This is a genomic window from Pseudomonas sp. WS 5410, from assembly GCF_012985645.1.
GTDB lineage: Bacteria > Pseudomonadota > Gammaproteobacteria > Pseudomonadales > Pseudomonadaceae > Aquipseudomonas > Aquipseudomonas shahriarae.
On record NZ_JAAQWS010000004.1, the window covers coordinates 117,129 to 133,604 of the forward strand.

Below are 16,476 nucleotides of genomic sequence, written 5' to 3' on the forward strand. Positions count from 1 at the left end.
GATACCCCCCCGATTCACTCCTATGGTGAGCTCCACGACAGCGAACCCGTGGAGCGATCATGACAACAACAATAACCCCCGACTCGCGCTGGACGCGGCGCCGCGACGAGAAGCGGCGGCGGCTCGGGCTGGTGCAGGCGTTTGCCGACGGGGCCGTGCTGCCCAGCGACCGGATCGTCGAGGCCCTGCAAGCCCTGATCCTGCCCGGCGACCGGGTGGTGCTGGAAGGCAATAACCAGAAGCAGGCTGACTTTCTCTCGCGCTCCCTGGCCAAGGCCGACCCGGCCGTGCTCCATGACTTGCACATGATCATGCCCAGCGTCGGGCGTTCCGAGCACCTGGACCTGTTTGAAAAGGGCATCGCACGCAAACTCGATTTCTCGTTTGCCGGCACCCAATCCCTGCGCATCAGCCAGCTCCTTGAAGACGGCCTGCTGGAAGTCGGCGCGATCCACACCTACATCGAACTCTATGCGCGACTGGTCGTAGACCTGATCCCCAACGTGGTGCTGTCCGCCGGCTTTATGGCCGACCGCGCCGGCAATATCTACACCGGCCCCAGTACCGAAGACACCCCGGCGCTGATTGAGCCGGCGGCCTTCAGCGATGGCATCGTCATCGTGCAGGTCAACCAATTGGTCGACGACGTCAGCGACTTGCCCCGTGTGGACATCCCGGCCAGTTGGGTGGATTTCGTGGTGGTGGCCGACAAACCCTTCTATATCGAACCGCTGTTCACCCGTGACCCCCGGCATATCAAGCCGGTGCATGTGTTGATGGCGATGATGGCGATCCGTGGCATCTACGAAAAACACAATGTGCAGTCGCTGAACCATGGCATTGGTTTCAACACTGCCGCGATTGAACTGATCCTGCCGACCTACGGCGAGTCCCTGGGCCTTAAAGGCAAGATCTGCCGCAACTGGACCCTCAACCCGCACCCGACGCTGATCCCCGCCATCGAAAGTGGCTGGGTCGAAAGCGTGCATTGCTTCGGCACCGAACTGGGCATGGAAAACTACATCGCCGCGCGCCCGGATGTGTTCTTCACCGGTCGCGACGGCTCGTTGCGCTCCAACCGGATGTTCTGCCAACTGGCGGGGCAATACGCGGTGGACCTGTTTATCGGCGCCACCTTGCAGGTGGATGGCGACGGTCATTCGTCCACGGTGACCCGTGGCCGGCTCGCCGGGTTTGGTGGCGCGCCGAATATGGGCCATGACCCGCGCGGGCGCCGCCACGGCACCCCGGCCTGGCTCGACATGCGCCACGACGATGCACCCGAAGCCTTGCTGGAACGCGGCAAAAAACTGGTGGTGCAAATGGTCGAGACCTTCCAGGAGGGCGGCAAACCGACCTTCGTCGACACCCTCGACGCGGTGGAAGTGGCGCGCAAAAGCGGCATGCCCCTGGCGCCGATCATGATTTACGGCGACGACGTGACCCACTTGCTCACCGAAGAAGGCATCGCCTACCTGTACAAGGCGCGCTCCCTGGAAGAGCGCCAGGCGATGATCGCGGCGGTCGCCGGGGTGACTGCCATCGGCTTGCGCCACAACCCCAAGGACACCGCGCGCATGCGCCGCGAAGGCCTGATCGCCTTGCCCGAAGACCTCGGCATCCGCCGCACCGATGCCACCCGCGAACTGCTGGCGGCCAAAAGCGTGGCCGACCTGGTGGACTGGTCCGGTGGCCTGTACAACCCGCCCGCCAAGTTCAGGAGCTGGTAAATGCACGCACTCAAACTGCACACACTGACCCTGGCCGAGCAACTGGCGGACCTGGCGGTCGAGGCGCTGATCGACGAAGCGGACCTGTCGCCCAAACCGGCGCTGGTGGATCGGCGCGGCAATGGCGCCCATCAGGATTTGCACCTGGGCTTGATGCACGCCTCGGCGCTGTCCTTGTGGCCGGCCTTCAAGGAAATGGCCGAAGCGGCGATTGCCTTGGGTGAGATTGGCCTGCCGCTGCGCGAAGCCCTCGGACGGATCGGCCGCGAAGGCGAGCAGGCGATGCTCGCCACCACTCAGGGCGTGAATACCCACCGTGGCGCGATCTGGGCCCTCGGTCTGCTGGTGGCTGGCGCCGCGCTGGACCCCACCTCCCGTCACGCCAGTGCCCTGAGCCTGCGGGCTGCGCGCCTGGCCCTGCTCAATGACCGTTTTGCACCGCAACCGCTCAGCCATGGCGCGCAAGTCGCGCAACGCTATGGCGTGCGTGGCGCCCGCGAAGAAGCGCAACTGGGCTTCCCCGCCGTGCTGCAACGCGGCCTGCCGCAACTGCATGCAAGCCGCCTGCAACACCACGGCGAGCAGAACGCGCGCCTCGACGCACTGTTGGCGATCATGACCCAACTGGCCGACACCTGCGTGCTCTACCGCGCCGGCACCGACGGCTTGCAGGCCATGCAACGGGGCGCCCAGGCCGTGCTGGATGCGGGCGGCAGCGCGAGCCTGGCGGGGCGGCGTCGCCTCAATGAATTGGACCAGCAACTGCTGGCGCTGAATGCCTCCCCAGGTGGCGCCGCCGACCTGTTGGCCGCGTGCCTGTTTATCGACCGCATCGAGTCTTGCGACGGAGCGTTTTGATGGAAACCCTATCTTTTGAATTCCCCGCCGGGCAGCCGCCCAAAGGCCGCGCGCTGGTGGGTTGCGTCGGCTCCGGCGACCTTGAGGTGCTGCTGGAACCGGGCACGGCGGGCACCTTGAGCATCCAGGTGCAAACCTCGGTCAACGGCGCCGAGCAACGCTGGCAGCACCTGTTCCAGCGGATCTTCCAGGAACAGACCCCACCGGCCTTGAACATTCAGATCCACGATTTTGGCGCCACCCCCGGCGTGGTGCGTTTGCGCCTGGAGCAAGGTTTCGAGGAGCTTGGCCATGACTGATTTACTCAATAGGCACAGCTTCGTCGAACTCGGTGCCCGCCAGCGGGCCAAGGCCTTGCTGGATGCCGGCAGCTACCGTGAACTGATCGACCCGTTCCAGCGCGTGATGTCGCCGTGGTTGAGTCGCCAGGGCGTGGTGCCGCAGGCCGACGATGGGGTGGTGATCGCCAAGGGCACGCTCGACGGCCTGCCGCTGGTGATTGCGGCCATCGAAGGCAACTTCCAGGGCGGCAGCCTGGGTGAAGTGGGCGGCGCGAAAATCGCCGGCGCCCTGGAACTGGCCGCCGAGGACAACCGCAACGGCATTCCCACGCGTGCGGTGCTGCTGCTGGAAACCGGCGGCGTGCGCTTGCAGGAAGCCAACCTCGGGCTGGCGGCGATTGCCGATATCCACGCCGCGATTGTCGACCTGCGCCAGTACCAGCCGGTGATCGGCGTGGTGGCCGGCAGCGTGGGCTGTTTTGGCGGCATGTCCATTGCCGCAGGCCTGTGCAGTTACTTGCTGGTGACCCGCGAAGCACGCCTGGGCTTGAACGGCCCACAAGTGATCGAACAGGAAGCCGGCCTTGAAGAATACGACTCCCGTGACCGGCCCTTTATCTGGAGCCTGACCGGCGGCGAGCAGCGCTTCAACAGCGGCTTGGCCGACCGTTATGTGGCGGACGATGTGGCGCAGATCCGCCAGCCGATCAGTGAACTGTTGCAGCAAGGTTTGCCGGCAGTGCAACGCAGCCGTCAGGCCGACTATTACCTGGCGCGCCTGGCTGAGCTGGACGCCGAACCGCAGATCGAGCCGGCGACGGTTCGCGACCTGTATCAGGGAGAACGCCCATGAAAGGCTTGCAGTGGTTCAACGCATTGAGCGCCGGCGCAGCGCCAGTGGCGGGTTTGCCGGCGTCGTTGAAAGTCGCCGATGGCGTGCTCGGCGAGCAGGCCGTGCGCTTTATCGCGGTAGTGCCGGATGCTGCCAACCGCTTCCCGCGGGCGCGCCAGGGGGAAGTCGGTTTGCTCGAAGGCTGGGGCCTGGCCAAGGCGGTGGATGAGGCCGTCGCCAGCGGCGATCAACGCCCGATTGTTGCCATCGTCGACGTGCCCAGCCAGGCCTATGGCCGTCGCGAAGAAGCCCTGGGCATCCATCAAGCCCTGGCGGCGGCGGCAGACAGTTATGCCCGCGCGCGCCTGGCCGGGCACCCGGTGATCGGGTTGCTGGTGGGCAAGGCCATGTCCGGGGCGTTTCTCGCCCATGGCTACCAGGCCAATCGCCTGATCGCCCTGCGGGACCCTGGGGTGATGGTGCACGCCATGGGCAAAGCCTCGGCGGCGCGGGTGACCCTGCGCAGCGTCGAAGAACTGGAAGCCCTGGCCGCCAGCGTGCCGCCCATGGCCTATGACATCGACAGCTATGCCAGCCTCGGCTTGCTCTGGGAAACCCTGACGGTCAGCCAGATCGAACAGCCGACCGTCGACGACCTGGCGCGGGTCAGGGATTGCCTGGTGCAGGCGATCAAGGATGTGCAGAGCAGCGGCGTGCGCGATTTGCGCGGGCGCCTGGGCGCCGCCAACCGTGCCGCGTCGAGCCATGTGCGCCAGCTGCTGCGGGAACAATGGTGAACGCCCACGACCTGCTCTGGGGCATGACCCCGGCGCACCTGCCTGCTGACGCACCGGCCTGGGTACTGGCGGTGATCGGGGCGGGGCAGCCGGTGGTGGTACGCCGGGCGCTGGCCGAACCGGGCTACGTGGCGGTGGGGGTGCGTGGGCGTTTGCGCGAGCAGCGTTTTGCGGCCGTGATGCCCCTGGCGGCTGTGCAACGGCGAGTGACACCCGAGGCCCTGCGCGGAGTGATTTCGCCCCGGGATCTACCGGCGTTGCGCGCCCTTGATCAACTGCGGCCGGTGCTGGCGCAAGAGGCTTGGGGCGTGACCGGCAGCGCGGGGTTCGAGTTGGCCACGGGCATTGAAGCGCTGCATGCCCAGAGCGATCTGGATCTGCTGCTGCGCACTCCCGAGCGTCTTGATCGTGGCGATGCCGAGGGTCTGCTGGCGATTCTGGACACCGCGCCGTGTGCCGTGGACCTGCAATTGCAAACCCCTTATGGCGCCGTCGCCTTGCGCGAATGGGCCGGCCCAGCGCAACGGGTGCTGCTGAAAAACGCCAGCGGTGCGCACTTGGTCAGCGACCCTTGGCAGGCGGTGGCATGAGCAGCCTCCTGGTGTTCCCGGGGCAGGGCGCCCAGCGTCCGGGCATGCTCCAGCAACTGCCCGCCAGCGTCCTTGATGAGGCCAGTGATGCGTTGGTCGAAGATGTGCGCCAGCTCGATTCGGCGCACGCCCTGGCCAGCACCCGCGCCGTGCAACTGTGCCTGCTGATCGCCGGCGTGGCCCATGCCCGGCAATTGCAACGCACCCCGGATTACGTGGCGGGTCTGTCCATCGGGGCCTATCCGGCGGCGGTGATCGCGGGCGCCGTGGAGTTTGCCGATGCGCTACGGCTGGTCAGCCTGCGCGGTGAACTGATGCAGCACGCTTATCCACAGGGCTATGGCATGACCGCACTGATCGGCCTGGAGTTATCCACCGTCGAAAGCGTGCTCGCCGAGGTCCACAGCACGCAAGCCCCGGTGTACCTGGCCAATATCAATGCCGACAACCAGTGCGTGATTGCCGGCAGCGATACCGGCATGCAGCGTGTCGCGGATCGTGTCAAAGGCCAGGCCGTGGCCAAGCGCCTGGCGGTCAGCGTGCCGTCCCACTGCGCACTGCTGGAGCAGCCGGCCGAGGCCCTCGCCGAGGCATTCGCCAAGGTTGCGCTCAAGGCGCCGGCCATCACTTACCTGAGCAGTACCCGGGCGCGGCCGATCCGTGATCCCGCGCAGTTGCGCGACGACCTGGCGTTCAACATGTGCCGCATCGTCGATTGGCGCGGCACCGTGCAAAGCGCCTATGAGCGTGGTGTACGCCTGCAGATCGAACTGCCACCGGGCGCAGTCCTCACTGGCCTGGCGCGGCGTGTGTTTGAGCAAGGCACCGTGATCGCCTTCGAAGGCGCGCGCCTGGACACCTTGCAGGCCCTGCTGGAACAGGAGGGCCGCCACCACCGATAAAACGTGAGCTTGGCTTTCGAAGCACAAAAACAACAATTTCGATCAAGCATCAAGAGGACTACCAGCATGATTATTTACGGTGTGGCGTTTCTGGCCTTGTGTACCCTTGCAGGCTTGTTTGTCGGCGAGCTGTTGGGCAAATGGATGGGCATTCCGGCCAACGTCGGCGGGGTGGGCATCGCGATGTTGCTGCTGATCGGCCTGGGCAGTTACCTCGGCAAGCGTGGCCTGTTTACCGGCAAATCCGAGCAGGGCGTGAGCTTCTGGGCGGCGGTGTACATTCCCATTGTGGTAGCCATGGCGGCCCAGCAAAACGTGTATGGCGCGATCAGTGGCGGCCCCATGGCGATTCTCGCCGGTACGAGCGCGGTGGTGGTGGCATTTGCCCTGGTGCCGGTGCTGGTACGCCTCGGCAACCGTGAGCCGGATGCGGTCGTTCCCACCAAGTCGGCAGGGTGAGCGCCATGTACGAATCCTTGATGAAAGTCATCACCGGCTACGGCCTGATCAGTGGTTTTGCGGTGATCGGCCTGACCATGTGGGTGTCCTACTGGATCAGCGACAACTTCACCAAAGGCCGCCTGCATGGCTCGGCCATCGCGATCCTGCTGGGGCTGGTGTTGTCCTATGTGGGCGGTGCGTTTACCGGTGGGGCCAAGGGCGTGGTGGATATCCCGCTGCTGTCGGGCATCGGCCTGCTGGGCGGGGCGATGCTGCGGGACTTTGCCATCGTCGCCACCGCGTTTGGCGTGAGCGTCGATGAACTCAAACGTGCCGGGTATGTGGGGGTGCTGGCGTTGTTTGTCGGCGTCGGTTCGTCATTTATCGCCGGCGTCGGGGTGGCCATGGCGTTTGGTTATACCGATGCGGTGAGCCTGACCACTATTGGCGCGGGTGCTGTGACCTATATCGTCGGGCCGGTGACCGGGGCGGCGATTGGCGCCAGTTCCGAGGTGATGGCACTGTCGATTGCGGCGGGGTTGATCAAGGCCATTTTGGTGATGGTAATGACCCCGTTCGTCGCGCCGCTGATCGGCCTGAACAGCCCGCGCAGTGCGGTGATCTTTGGCGGGTTGATGGGCACCTCCAGCGGTGTGGCTGGCGGGTTGGCGGCGACTGATCCGAAGCTGGTGCCTTATGGCTGCCTGACGGCGGCGTTTTATACGGCGCTGGGGTGTTTGTTGGGGCCTTCGTTGTTGTTTTTGATGATGCGGGGGTTGGTGGGGTAGGGCACAACATTTCGATTGAATGATGGGGCCTCATCGCGGGCAAGTCGCACCGCCGCCCCCGCATTTTGATGTGTGAATACATTCAAATGTGGGAGCTGCGGTGCGACGATTCGACTTGCCTGCGATGGCGGTTTCAAATTTGCCGATTGGCATACATCCGACACTCCGCCAACAACGCCAGCAAGTTCGGATCACGCTCCTTGGCCTTCAAGAACACCACGCCAATGTGCTGCTGCAACCGGTAGCGTGGCTGCAACGGGATCAGCTTGACCCGGTTCTCATACACCGCCGCAATCCTCCCCGGCAGCAGCGCATAGCCAACGCCCGAGCTGACCATGCTCAGCAGGGTGAAGATGTCGTTGACCTGCATCGCCACCTTCGGTTCGAAGCCCGCCTGCTTGAACACCCGCGCACCGTCCTGGTGGGTGGCGAAGCCTTGGGTCAGGGTGATGAAGGTGGCGTCGCGCACCTGGGCCAGGTCGATTTCCTGTTCGCGGTCCAGGGGCGAGTCGGCGGGGGTGGCGAGGAAGATGTCGTCGGAAAACAGCTGGATCTGCGCGCAGTCCGGCTCGACGGCCTGGTCGTCGAGGGAGATCAGGATCGCATCCACTTCCATGTTCTTGAGCTTGTACATCAGGTCGACGTTGGAGCCCAGGATCAGGTCGATATTCAGCTCGCTGCGCCTGATTTTCAGGCCCATGATCAGTTGCGGCACGGTCTTGACCGTCAGTGAATACAAGGCGCCGAGCTTGAAACGTTCGGCAGAGAAACCGGCGGCTTCGCGGGTCAGGCGCACGCTGTCGACCACCTCTTGCACCAGCTTCTGTGCGCGTTCTTCGAGGACGTAGGCGCTTTCCAGCGGGGTGAGGTTGCGCCCTTCGTGTTTGAACAGCGGGCAACGCAGGGCGTTTTCCAGGGAGTGGATGGCCCGGTGCACGCTGACATTGCTGGTCTGCAACTCGGCGGCGGCGCGGGCCAGGTTGCCGGTGCGCATGAAGGCCAGGAAGATTTCCAGTTTCTTGAGGGTGAACTCTTCGTCGATCAGCATGGCGATGACTCTTATTCGAATGCGTTCGATTGTGCCCGCAAAACCTCGCTGCTCCCAGCCATGTAGCGCCATCTGTACCGCAGTCGTCATAACGGTCTTGCACTCTCGTCTGGCAGGCCTGAGCCTTATGGGGTAGACGCAGCAGTTTTGGAGGTCGGCGACACATGTATCACGGAGAACGATTCAACGCCTGGAGCCATTTGCTCGGCGCCGTGGCAGCCTTTATCGGCGCGGTGTGGATGTTGGTGGTGGCGAGTATGGACGGCAGCCCGTGGAAGATCGTCAGCGTGGCGATCTACGGGTTTACGCTGCTGGTGCTGTACAGCGCCTCGACGGTGTATCACAGCGTGCGCGGGCGCAAAAAAGCGATCATGCAGAAGGTCGACCACTTTTCGATCTACCTGCTGATCGCCGGCAGTTACACGCCGTTTTGCCTGGTGACCCTGCACGGGCCGTGGGGCTGGACGCTGTTCGGGATTGTCTGGGGGCTGGCGGTGATCGGGATCCTGCAGGAGATCAAGCCGCGTTCCGAGGCGCGCATATTGTCGATTGTGATTTATGCGGTGATGGGCTGGATTGTGTTGGTGGCGGTCAAGCCGTTGATTGCCGCGCTGGGCATGGACGGGTTTATCTGGCTGGCGTCGGGTGGGGTGTTGTACACGGTGGGGATTATCTTTTTTGCCCTGGAACACCGGTTAAGGCATTCCCATGGGATCTGGCACTTGTTTGTGATTGGCGGCAGCCTGCTGCATTTTGTGGCGATCATGCGCTACGTGCTCTGAAACTGTAGCCGCTAGCTTGTGTGGGAGCTGGCTTGCCTGCGATAGCATCACTGCGGTTTAACTGATGAACCGAGGCGCCTGCATCGCAGGCAAGCCAGCTCTCACAAAAGCCCAGTCCCACATGGGTTTTGTGGTGTTTTAGAGACGGTCTAACTGCTCCTGTGCACGGCTGCCAAAGATCTCCAACAGGCTCGCCAACATATGCGGCGGCGGTTCGTCGGCGCGGGTCAGGGCATACAGGGTGATGGGCAGCGGCGGGGCCAGGGGGCGGATGCAGGTGCTGTCGGTGGATGCACCCAGCGCGGTGAAAGGGTCGATCACCGCCAGGCCGGCGCCGGATTCGACCATGGCGCGGGCCAGGGAATAGGTCTGCACCGAGATCCGCACGCGCGGCGGCGGCTCGACCGCTTCCAGGTAGCTATCGAGCCGCGCCGACAGTGGGTCGGCACTCGACAGGCCAATCAACGGCGCGCCCGCCAGGGCCATCAAGGGCAAGGGTTTGCCCAGTTCCGCCGCCGGCCAGAAGCCCCGTGGCGCCAGGGCCACCAACACGCCGTGGGCCAATGCTTGGGCCTTGAGCCCCGGATGGTCCGGGGACTTGAGGGTCAGCGCCACATCCATCTCGCGCATCAACAGGTTTTGCACCAGCTCACGGCTGTGGGCGCTGGACAGTTCGCAGGCGATGTCCGGGTAGCGCTGGGTCCATTCGCCAATCGCTGGCGGCAGCAGCGACAAGGCCAGGGCCGGCGTAGCGCCGATGCGCAGGCTTTGGCCGGGTGCGCGCCGCAGGTTCTGCGCCAGGCGCCGCACGCCTTGCAGGCTTTCGCTGACCTTATCGACTTCGCGCTCCAGGGCCAGGGCTTCCGGGGTGGGCTGCAGCTTGCCGCGGATGCGCAGGAACAGCGGGAAGCCCAGTTGCAGCTCGGCATGTTGCAGCACCTTGGTCACCGCCGGTTGCGAGACATGCAGCAACTGCGCGGCGGCGCTGACCGAGCCGGTCTGGCGGATGGCCTGGAAGATTTCGATATGACGCAAGCGCATGACGAGTCCATAACCTTTGTTTATAGGTGGCCCATCTTTATTCATTGTCCGGCGCCTGTCACCTGCCCCTACCCTTGGACGCTCATTACAACGCTTGGGAATCGACATGGCTCAGCAGGTTTGCATCATTGGCGGTGGGGTCATCGGTCTGGCGAGTGCCTATGCCCTGGTGCGCGCCGGCATGGACGTGACGGTGGTCGAGGCCCGCGACAGCCTGGGCAGCGAGACCAGCTTTGCCAATGGCGGCCAGTTGTCCTATCGCTACGTTGCGCCGCTGGCGGACAAAGGTGTGCCGCTGCAAGCCATTGGCTGGCTGCTGCGCGGTGATTCACCCTTGAAGCTGCGCCCGCGCCTGGACCCGGCGCAATGGCGTTGGATGGCCTCGTTCCTTGGCGCCTGCCGGGCTTCGGTAAACAAGCGTAATGCCGGCCACTTGTTGCGCCTGGCCAGCCTGAGCCAGGGCATCTTGCAGCAGTGGCGCGAAGAAGATGGGCTGGATGGTTTCGACTGGAAACGCAACGGCAAGCTGGTGACGTTTCGCAGCCACCACACGTTTGAACACGCTCGCAATAAGGTGCTCGATCGCCTGCAACAGCAAGTGCTGTCGGCGGCCGATTGCACGCGCCTGGAACCGACCCTGGGGGCCACGCATTTTGTCGGGGGCATCTACACACCCAATGAAGAAGTGGCGGATTGTCATAGCTTCTGCCAGCAATTGGCGGCACGCCTGGAAGCGTCGGGTCGTTGCCGGTTTGTGCTGGGGCGCAAAGTCACGGGCATCCGCCATGCCAACGGCACGGTGCAGGCGATTGAGTTGGGTGGCGAGGTGATGCCGGTGCAGCACCTGGTGCTGGCGGCGGGGGTGCGCAGCCCCGAGTTGGCCTTGCCGGGCATTGCGTTGCCGCTGTATCCGCTCAAGGGCTACAGCCTGAGCGTGCCGATTGGCGAGCAGCACGCCGCGCCGAAAATCAGCATCACCGACTATGACCGCAAGATCGTCTACGCGCGGATCGGTGAGCAACTGCGGGTGGCGGCGATGGTCGACATCGTCGGCTTTGATACGGGCCTTGAGCCCAAGCGCCTGGCCCTGATCAAGCGCCAGGCCAGTGAGACGTTCCCCTTGGCCGGCGATTACAGCCAGGCCATCGAATGGGCCGGCATGCGCCCGGCCACCCCCAGCGGCGTGCCGCTGATTGGCGCCAGTGTGTACCGCAACCTGTGGCTCAACCTTGGCCATGGCGCCCTGGGTTTCACCCTGGCCTGTGGCAGCGGCCAGCTGTTGGCCGAACTGATCGGCCGGCATACCCCTTCCATTGATATGCAGGGCCTCGCGCCCCGCGCCGCATAGGACACTGCAATGACTATCACCCGGATCAACAGCAACAGTCGCCTGTCGGGCGCCGTGACCTACCAGGACCTGGTATTCCTCTCCGGCCAGGTGCCGGGCGAGGGCCAGGACGTCGCCACCCAGACCCAAGAGGTGCTGGCCAAAATTGATGCGCTGCTGGCCGAAGCCGGCAGCGACAAGGATCATCTGCTCAACGCGACGATCTACCTGAAAAACATTCAGGAGGGCTTTGCGCCGATGAATGATGCCTGGTCCGCCTGGCTCACGCCCGGCCAGGCACCGACCCGCACCACCCTGCAGGCGGAGCTGGCACGCCCGAGTGTGCTGGTGGAAATCAGCGTCATCGCTGTGCGCCGCCCATAACAAGAAAACCAACGGAGAATAACAATGCAAAAAATCACGTTGATCGGCACTGCGCTGGGGCTGTTGTTGACTGCCCAGGCCCAGGCCAATAAAGCGCCGCTGACGGGCACCCTGGCCAAGGTCGCGAACGCCAAGAGCATCACCCTGGGCTATCGCGATGCGTCGGTGCCGTTTTCCTATGTCGGCGACCATACCGGCAAGCCCATGGGCTATTCGGTGGACCTGGCGAGCAAGATTGTCGAGCGTATCCAACAGAAGACCGGCGTGCCCCAGCTCAACGTGAAGTACAACCTGGTTACCTCCCAGACCCGTATTCCGTTGGTGATCAACGGTACCGTTGACCTGGAGTGCGGCTCCACCGGGGTGACGGCCGAGCGGCAGAAGCAGGTGGCGTTTTCCTATGGCTTTATCTATGTGAAGGGCCAGTTGCTCACTGCCAAGGACAGCGGTATCCAGCGCTTCGCCGACCTGCGCGGCAAGAACGTGGTGACCACTGCAGGCACCACCAACGAGCGCTTCCTCAAGAGCTACAACCACGAGCACAAGCTGGATATGTCGGTGATCAGCGCCAAGGATCACGGCGAAGCGTTCCAGATGCTGCAATCGGGCCGGGCCGTGGCGTTCTATATGGACGATGCGTTGCTCTACGGCGAGCGCGCCAAGGCCAAGGACCCGCACAAGTGGGTGGTGGTGGGCGAGGAGCAATCGCGGGAAATCTACAGCTGCATGGTGCGCAAGGACGACCCGCAGTTTCTGGCGGTGGTCAACGAGACCCTGGGCGAGCTGTACAGCTCGGGGGAAATCAATGGGATCTACCAGCGCTGGTTTGAACAGCCGATCCCGCCGAAGGGCTTGAACCTGGAATTCCCCATGACCAGCGAGCTGAAGGCGATTATTGCCAAGCCGGTCAGCGATCCGGTGGAGTAACCCACCCATCCCGATGTGGGAGCTGGCAAGCCAGCTCCCACAGTTTTGATTGGGTTTGCACAGTGGGGTTAGAAGTCGCCCCACAGTTGTTGCGCAACGGATAGCGCAGCTACGGGCGCGGTCTCGGTGCGTAATACTCGCGGGCCCAGGCGTGCGGCGTGGAAGCCAGCATTTTGCGCGCTCTGGACTTCGCCATCGGTCAAGCCTCCCTCCGGGCCGATCAAAAACGCCAGGCTCGACGGTTTGGCATGACTCACCAGTGGCTCGGCCACCGGGTGCAGCACCAACTTCAAATCCGCCTCAGCCTGTTTCAACCAATCGGCCAGCAACAACGGTGGGTGAATCACCGGCACCGTGGAGCGCCCGCATTGCTCACAGGCGCTGATTGCGACCTGGCGCCAGTGCAGCAGGCGCTTGTCGGCGCGTTCGTCCTTGAGGCGCACTTCGCAGCGCTCGCTGAAAATCGGTGTGATGGCGTTGACCCCAAGCTCGGTGGCTTTCTGGATGGCCCAGTCCATGCGCTCGCCACGGGACAAACCCTGACCCAGATGAATGTGCAAAGGCGACTCCACCTGGCCGGCGAAGGCTTCGGTCAGTTGCACCGTCACGCGTTTTTTCCCGACTTCCAGCAGGCTGCCGCGAAATTCCTGGCCAGAACCGTCGAACAGTTGCACGGCATCGCCTTCGTTCATGCGCAGCACGCGGCTGATGTAGTGCGCCTGGGCCTCGGGCAACTCGTGGTCGCCAAGGCTCAACGGGGTATCGGTGAAAAAGCGGGACAGTCTCATTTCTGTTCTCGGGAAAATGCAAAACCTGTGGGAGCCGGGCTTGCCCGCGATGCGGCAGGCCAGGCGCCAGATTAATGGGGTGGGTTCAATCAGCCGGGGTCGCGAAAGCCTGGGTGGAAGTCCTTGGGTACGGCCACGCTGACTGTGCTGTTGGTGGCGATATCAATGCCTTCAGTGGCCACTTCAGCGAGGAAGTCGATCTGCTCCGGGGTAATCACGTACGGCGGCAGGAAGTACACCACACTGCCCAGCGGGCGCAGCAATGCGCCGCGTTCCAGTGCGTGCTCGAACACCTTCAGGCCGCGCCGTTCCTGCCAGGGGTAGGCGGTCTTGGTGGCCTTGTCCTGGACCATCTCGATGGCCAGCACCATGCCGGTCTGGCGCACTTCCGACACATGGGGGTGGTCCACCAGGTGCGCGGTGGCCGTGGCCATGCGCTGGGCCAGGGCCTTGTTGTTCTCGATGACGTTGTCTTCTTCGAAGATATCCAGGGTCGCCAGGGCCGCCGCACACGCCAGCGGGTTGCCGGTGTAGCTGTGGGAGTGCAGGAAGGCGCGCAGGGTCGGGTAGTCGTCGTAGAAGGCGCTGTACACATCTTCGGTGGTGACCACGGCGGCCAGCGGCAGGTAGCCACCGGTGAGGGCCTTGGACAGGCACAGGAAGTCCGGGCGGATGCCCGCCTGCTCACAGGCGAACATGCTGCCGGTGCGACCGAAACCCACGGCGATTTCGTCGTGGATCAGGTGCACGCCATACCGGTCGCAGGCTTCGCGCAGCAGCTTGAGGTACACCGGGTGGTACATGCGCATGCCACCGGCGCCCTGGATCAGCGGCTCGACGATCACCGCGGCGACGCTGTCGTGGTGGTCCGCCAGGGTCTGTTCCATGGCCTGGAACATGTTGCGCGAGTGTTCTTCCCAGCTCATGCCGGCGGGGCGCAGGTAGCAGTCCGGGCTGGGCACCTTGATGGTGTCCAGCAGCAGGGCCTTGTAGGTCTCGGTGAACAGCGGCACATCGCCGACCGACATCGCGGCGATGGTTTCGCCGTGGTAGCTGTTGGTCAGGGTGACAAAGCGCTTTTTATTCGGCTGGCCGCGGTTGAGCCAATAGTGAAAGCTCATCTTCAACGCGACTTCGATGCACGACGAGCCATTGTCGGCGTAGAAGCAGCGAGTCAGGCCTTCGGGGGTGAGCTTGACTAGGCGCTCGGACAGCTCGATCACCGGCTGGTGGCTGAAGCCGGCGAGGATCACGTGCTCCAGTTGGTCCACTTGGTCCTTGATGCGCTGATTGATACGCGGGTTGGCGTGGCCGAACACATTGACCCACCACGAGCTGACCGCATCGAGATAGCGCTTGCCTTCGAAGTCTTCCAGCCATACGCCTTCACCGCGCTTGATCGGCACCAGCGGCAGTTGCTGGTGGTCTTTCATCTGGGTGCAGGGATGCCACAGCACGGCGAGGTCGCGTTGCATCCACTGGTTATTCAAGCCCATCTTTTAGTCTCCTCGAAGCGCTGCCACTTCCTGCGCAGGCAAAACAATCGCGCAAGCCTATGCAATGGTGGGCTGTGTCACAACCCATGGGCGGTGAATTGGCAGTAAATGTAGGACGGTCTGTCACGTTTGTGCTGAATAGTCCTTAATCCCTAGTTAATTTACTGTTCATAGGCTCAATATCGGATAAGTCGATCTTTTGAAGCGAAATTTTCCGCTTTATGTCGATAAGTAAAACGCTAGTCTTGGGCACGGCTCTTACGGGATTTGGGGAATGCAACTACGAAACACATCGACCCGCTACGGCTGGGTCAGCATCGTTATCCACTGGAGTGTGGCGCTGGTGGTGTTTGGTTTGTTCGCGCTGGGCCTGTGGATGGTCGGCCTCGACTACTACAGCCTGTGGCGTAAAGACGCCCCGGACTTGCACAAAAGCATCGGTATTACGCTATTCGCCGTGATGCTGGTGCGGATTGTCTGGCGCCTGCTCAGCCCGCCGCCGCCCGCACTGGCCAGCTATAGCCGCATGACACGTATAGGCGCGGCGTTTGGCCATGCGTTCCTGTACGTCGGCTTGTTTGCCGTGATGATTGCCGGTTACCTGATTTCCACCGCAGACGGTGTCGGGATTCCGGTGTTTGGCCTGTTTGAAATTCCTGCCGTGGTTTCCGGTCTACCGGACCAGGCAGACGTAGCCGGCCTGGTGCATTTTTACCTGGCCTGGGTGCTGGTGGTGTTTGCCGGCCTGCATGGCGTGGCCGCGTTGAAACACCACTTCATTGATCGTGACGCGACCCTGGTTCGTATGCTGGGGCGCAAAGCCTGATGTTCAACCTCGACTCACAAGGAATAGAAAGCATGTTGAAAAAGACTCTCGCCGCTCTGGCAATCGGTACTGCTCTGCTGTCTGCCGGTCAGGTGATGGCTGCTGATTACAAGATCGACAAGGAAGGCCAGCACGCCTTCATCGACTGGAAAATCAGCCACCTGGGCTACAGCTACATCCACGGTACCTTCAAGGACTGGGATGGTACGTTCAGTTGGGATGCCGCCAAGCCTGAAGCCAGCAAAATCGCCGTCGACGTGAAAACCGCCAGCCTTTGGTCCAACCACGCTGAACGTGACAAGCACATCGCCAGCAAGGACTTCCTGGACGTTGGCAAGTTCGCCGATGCCAAGTTCGTTTCGACCGCAGTTAAACCAACCGGCGAAAAAACGGCTGACGTGACCGGCGACCTGACCTTCCACGGTGTGACCAAGCCTGTGACCTTCAAGGCCACGTTCAACGGTGAAGGCAAGGATCCGTGGGGCGGCGAACGTGCTGGCTTCAACGCCAAGACTACGCTGAACCTGAATGACTTCGGCGTCAAAGGCCCTGGCCCGACTTCCCAGACTGTAGACCTGGACATCACGCTGGAAGGTGTCAAAACGAAGTAAATTCGCAGGCTGCATAAAAAACCGGAT

Annotated in this window: 19 protein-coding genes; 15 read left to right on the forward strand and 4 right to left on the reverse strand. The window is 63.1% G+C overall.

The genetic code is table 11. The annotated features are described in order from the left end of the window. The first annotated feature begins 59 nt into the window (after window positions 1–59). The 9 genes from mdcA to madM all read left to right on the forward strand — a co-directional run bounded on the left by mdcA (window position 60) and on the right by madM (window position 7,219). Window positions 60–1,730 carry a malonate decarboxylase subunit alpha gene (gene mdcA / locus HBO24_RS08145; protein ID WP_170045717.1) on the forward strand — a complete coding sequence of 557 codons (1,671 nt, stop codon included), beginning with the start codon at window positions 60–62 and terminating at the stop codon, window positions 1,728–1,730. After that, the gene (locus tag HBO24_RS08150; protein ID WP_170059534.1) at window positions 1,731–2,588 is read left to right on the forward strand and encodes a triphosphoribosyl-dephospho-CoA synthase; all 858 of its coding nucleotides are present in this window, start codon (window positions 1,731–1,733) and stop codon (window positions 2,586–2,588) included. Next, a complete protein-coding gene (locus HBO24_RS08155) occupies window positions 2,588–2,887 on the forward strand; it encodes a malonate decarboxylase subunit delta (protein ID WP_057960874.1) in 300 nt (99 codons plus the stop codon). Before HBO24_RS08150 ends, HBO24_RS08155 begins: the two co-directional genes overlap by 1 nt. Continuing rightward, window positions 2,880–3,722 carry a biotin-independent malonate decarboxylase subunit beta gene (locus HBO24_RS08160; RefSeq protein ID WP_170059535.1) on the forward strand — a complete coding sequence of 281 codons (843 nt, stop codon included), beginning with the start codon at window positions 2,880–2,882 and terminating at the stop codon, window positions 3,720–3,722. The genes HBO24_RS08155 and HBO24_RS08160 overlap by 8 nt, the downstream gene beginning before the upstream one ends. Further along, on the forward strand, window positions 3,719–4,498 hold the full coding sequence (gene mdcE / locus HBO24_RS08165; protein ID WP_170059536.1) for a biotin-independent malonate decarboxylase subunit gamma: 780 nt from the start codon (window positions 3,719–3,721) through the stop codon (window positions 4,496–4,498). Before HBO24_RS08160 ends, mdcE begins: the two co-directional genes overlap by 4 nt. Then, window positions 4,492–5,088 (forward strand): malonate decarboxylase holo-ACP synthase, encoded by a 597-nt coding sequence (locus HBO24_RS08170; RefSeq protein WP_170059537.1) that lies wholly within the window; start codon window positions 4,492–4,494, stop codon window positions 5,086–5,088. The genes mdcE and HBO24_RS08170 overlap by 7 nt, the downstream gene beginning before the upstream one ends. Then, on the forward strand, window positions 5,085–5,990 hold the full coding sequence (mdcH, locus tag HBO24_RS08175) for a malonate decarboxylase subunit epsilon (RefSeq protein ID WP_170059538.1): 906 nt from the start codon (window positions 5,085–5,087) through the stop codon (window positions 5,988–5,990). The genes HBO24_RS08170 and mdcH overlap by 4 nt, the downstream gene beginning before the upstream one ends. Window positions 5,991–6,056: 66 nt before the next feature. Further along, a complete protein-coding gene (gene madL, locus HBO24_RS08180) occupies window positions 6,057–6,449 on the forward strand; it encodes a malonate transporter subunit MadL (protein WP_057440357.1) in 393 nt (130 codons plus the stop codon). A 5-nt stretch (window positions 6,450–6,454) separates the two neighbouring features. Continuing rightward, the gene (madM, locus tag HBO24_RS08185) at window positions 6,455–7,219 is read left to right on the forward strand and encodes a malonate transporter subunit MadM (RefSeq protein ID WP_057960868.1); all 765 of its coding nucleotides are present in this window, start codon (window positions 6,455–6,457) and stop codon (window positions 7,217–7,219) included. Window positions 7,220–7,352: 133 nt separating this feature from the next. Here the strand turns inward: madM and HBO24_RS08190 are convergent, their stop codons facing one another. Next, complete coding sequence (locus HBO24_RS08190; RefSeq protein WP_057440356.1) at window positions 7,353–8,267, reverse strand: LysR substrate-binding domain-containing protein; 915 nt, start codon at window positions 8,265–8,267, stop codon at window positions 7,353–7,355. Window positions 8,268–8,431: 164 nt separating this feature from the next. On the opposite strand from HBO24_RS08190, the gene HBO24_RS08195 reads away from it, so the two are divergent. Continuing rightward, window positions 8,432–9,049 (forward strand): hemolysin III family protein, encoded by a 618-nt coding sequence (locus HBO24_RS08195; protein ID WP_057440355.1) that lies wholly within the window; start codon window positions 8,432–8,434, stop codon window positions 9,047–9,049. A 138-nt stretch (window positions 9,050–9,187) separates the two neighbouring features. Here HBO24_RS08195 and HBO24_RS08200 read toward each other — a convergent pair whose 3' ends face one another. Continuing rightward, complete coding sequence (locus tag HBO24_RS08200) at window positions 9,188–10,090, reverse strand: LysR substrate-binding domain-containing protein (RefSeq protein WP_057960866.1); 903 nt, start codon at window positions 10,088–10,090, stop codon at window positions 9,188–9,190. 106 nt (window positions 10,091–10,196) lie between these two features. On the opposite strand from HBO24_RS08200, the gene HBO24_RS08205 reads away from it, so the two are divergent. Genes HBO24_RS08205 through HBO24_RS08215 form a run of 3 tightly spaced genes read left to right on the forward strand, consistent with a single transcriptional unit; the run spans window position 10,197 to window position 12,728 of the window. Beyond that, entirely contained in the window at window positions 10,197–11,438 is a 1,242-nt protein-coding gene (locus HBO24_RS08205; RefSeq protein ID WP_170059539.1) for a D-amino acid dehydrogenase, read from the forward strand. Between the two features lie 9 nt (window positions 11,439–11,447). Beyond that, window positions 11,448–11,801: a RidA family protein gene (locus HBO24_RS08210; protein ID WP_115129190.1), complete on the forward strand. Its 354-nt coding sequence runs from the start codon at window positions 11,448–11,450 to the stop codon at window positions 11,799–11,801. A gap of 24 nt (window positions 11,802–11,825) precedes the next feature. Continuing rightward, window positions 11,826–12,728 carry a transporter substrate-binding domain-containing protein gene (locus tag HBO24_RS08215; protein ID WP_170059540.1) on the forward strand — a complete coding sequence of 301 codons (903 nt, stop codon included), beginning with the start codon at window positions 11,826–11,828 and terminating at the stop codon, window positions 12,726–12,728. A gap of 68 nt (window positions 12,729–12,796) precedes the next feature. Here the strand turns inward: HBO24_RS08215 and HBO24_RS08220 are convergent, their stop codons facing one another. Further along, a complete protein-coding gene (locus HBO24_RS08220; RefSeq protein WP_170059541.1) occupies window positions 12,797–13,516 on the reverse strand; it encodes a 16S rRNA (uracil(1498)-N(3))-methyltransferase in 720 nt (239 codons plus the stop codon). An 89-nt stretch (window positions 13,517–13,605) separates the two neighbouring features. Next, the gene (locus HBO24_RS08225; RefSeq protein WP_120734277.1) at window positions 13,606–15,012 is read right to left on the reverse strand and encodes an adenosylmethionine--8-amino-7-oxononanoate transaminase; all 1,407 of its coding nucleotides are present in this window, start codon (window positions 15,010–15,012) and stop codon (window positions 13,606–13,608) included. A gap of 274 nt (window positions 15,013–15,286) precedes the next feature. Here HBO24_RS08225 and HBO24_RS08230 point away from each other — a divergent pair, with 274 nt between their 5' ends. Then, window positions 15,287–15,838 carry a cytochrome b gene (locus HBO24_RS08230; protein WP_057440350.1) on the forward strand — a complete coding sequence of 184 codons (552 nt, stop codon included), beginning with the start codon at window positions 15,287–15,289 and terminating at the stop codon, window positions 15,836–15,838. Between the two features lie 32 nt (window positions 15,839–15,870). Continuing rightward, window positions 15,871–16,449, forward strand: coding sequence for a YceI family protein (locus tag HBO24_RS08235; protein WP_057440349.1), 579 nt, complete (start codon window positions 15,871–15,873; stop codon window positions 16,447–16,449). The last annotated feature ends 27 nt before the right edge of the window (window positions 16,450–16,476 follow it).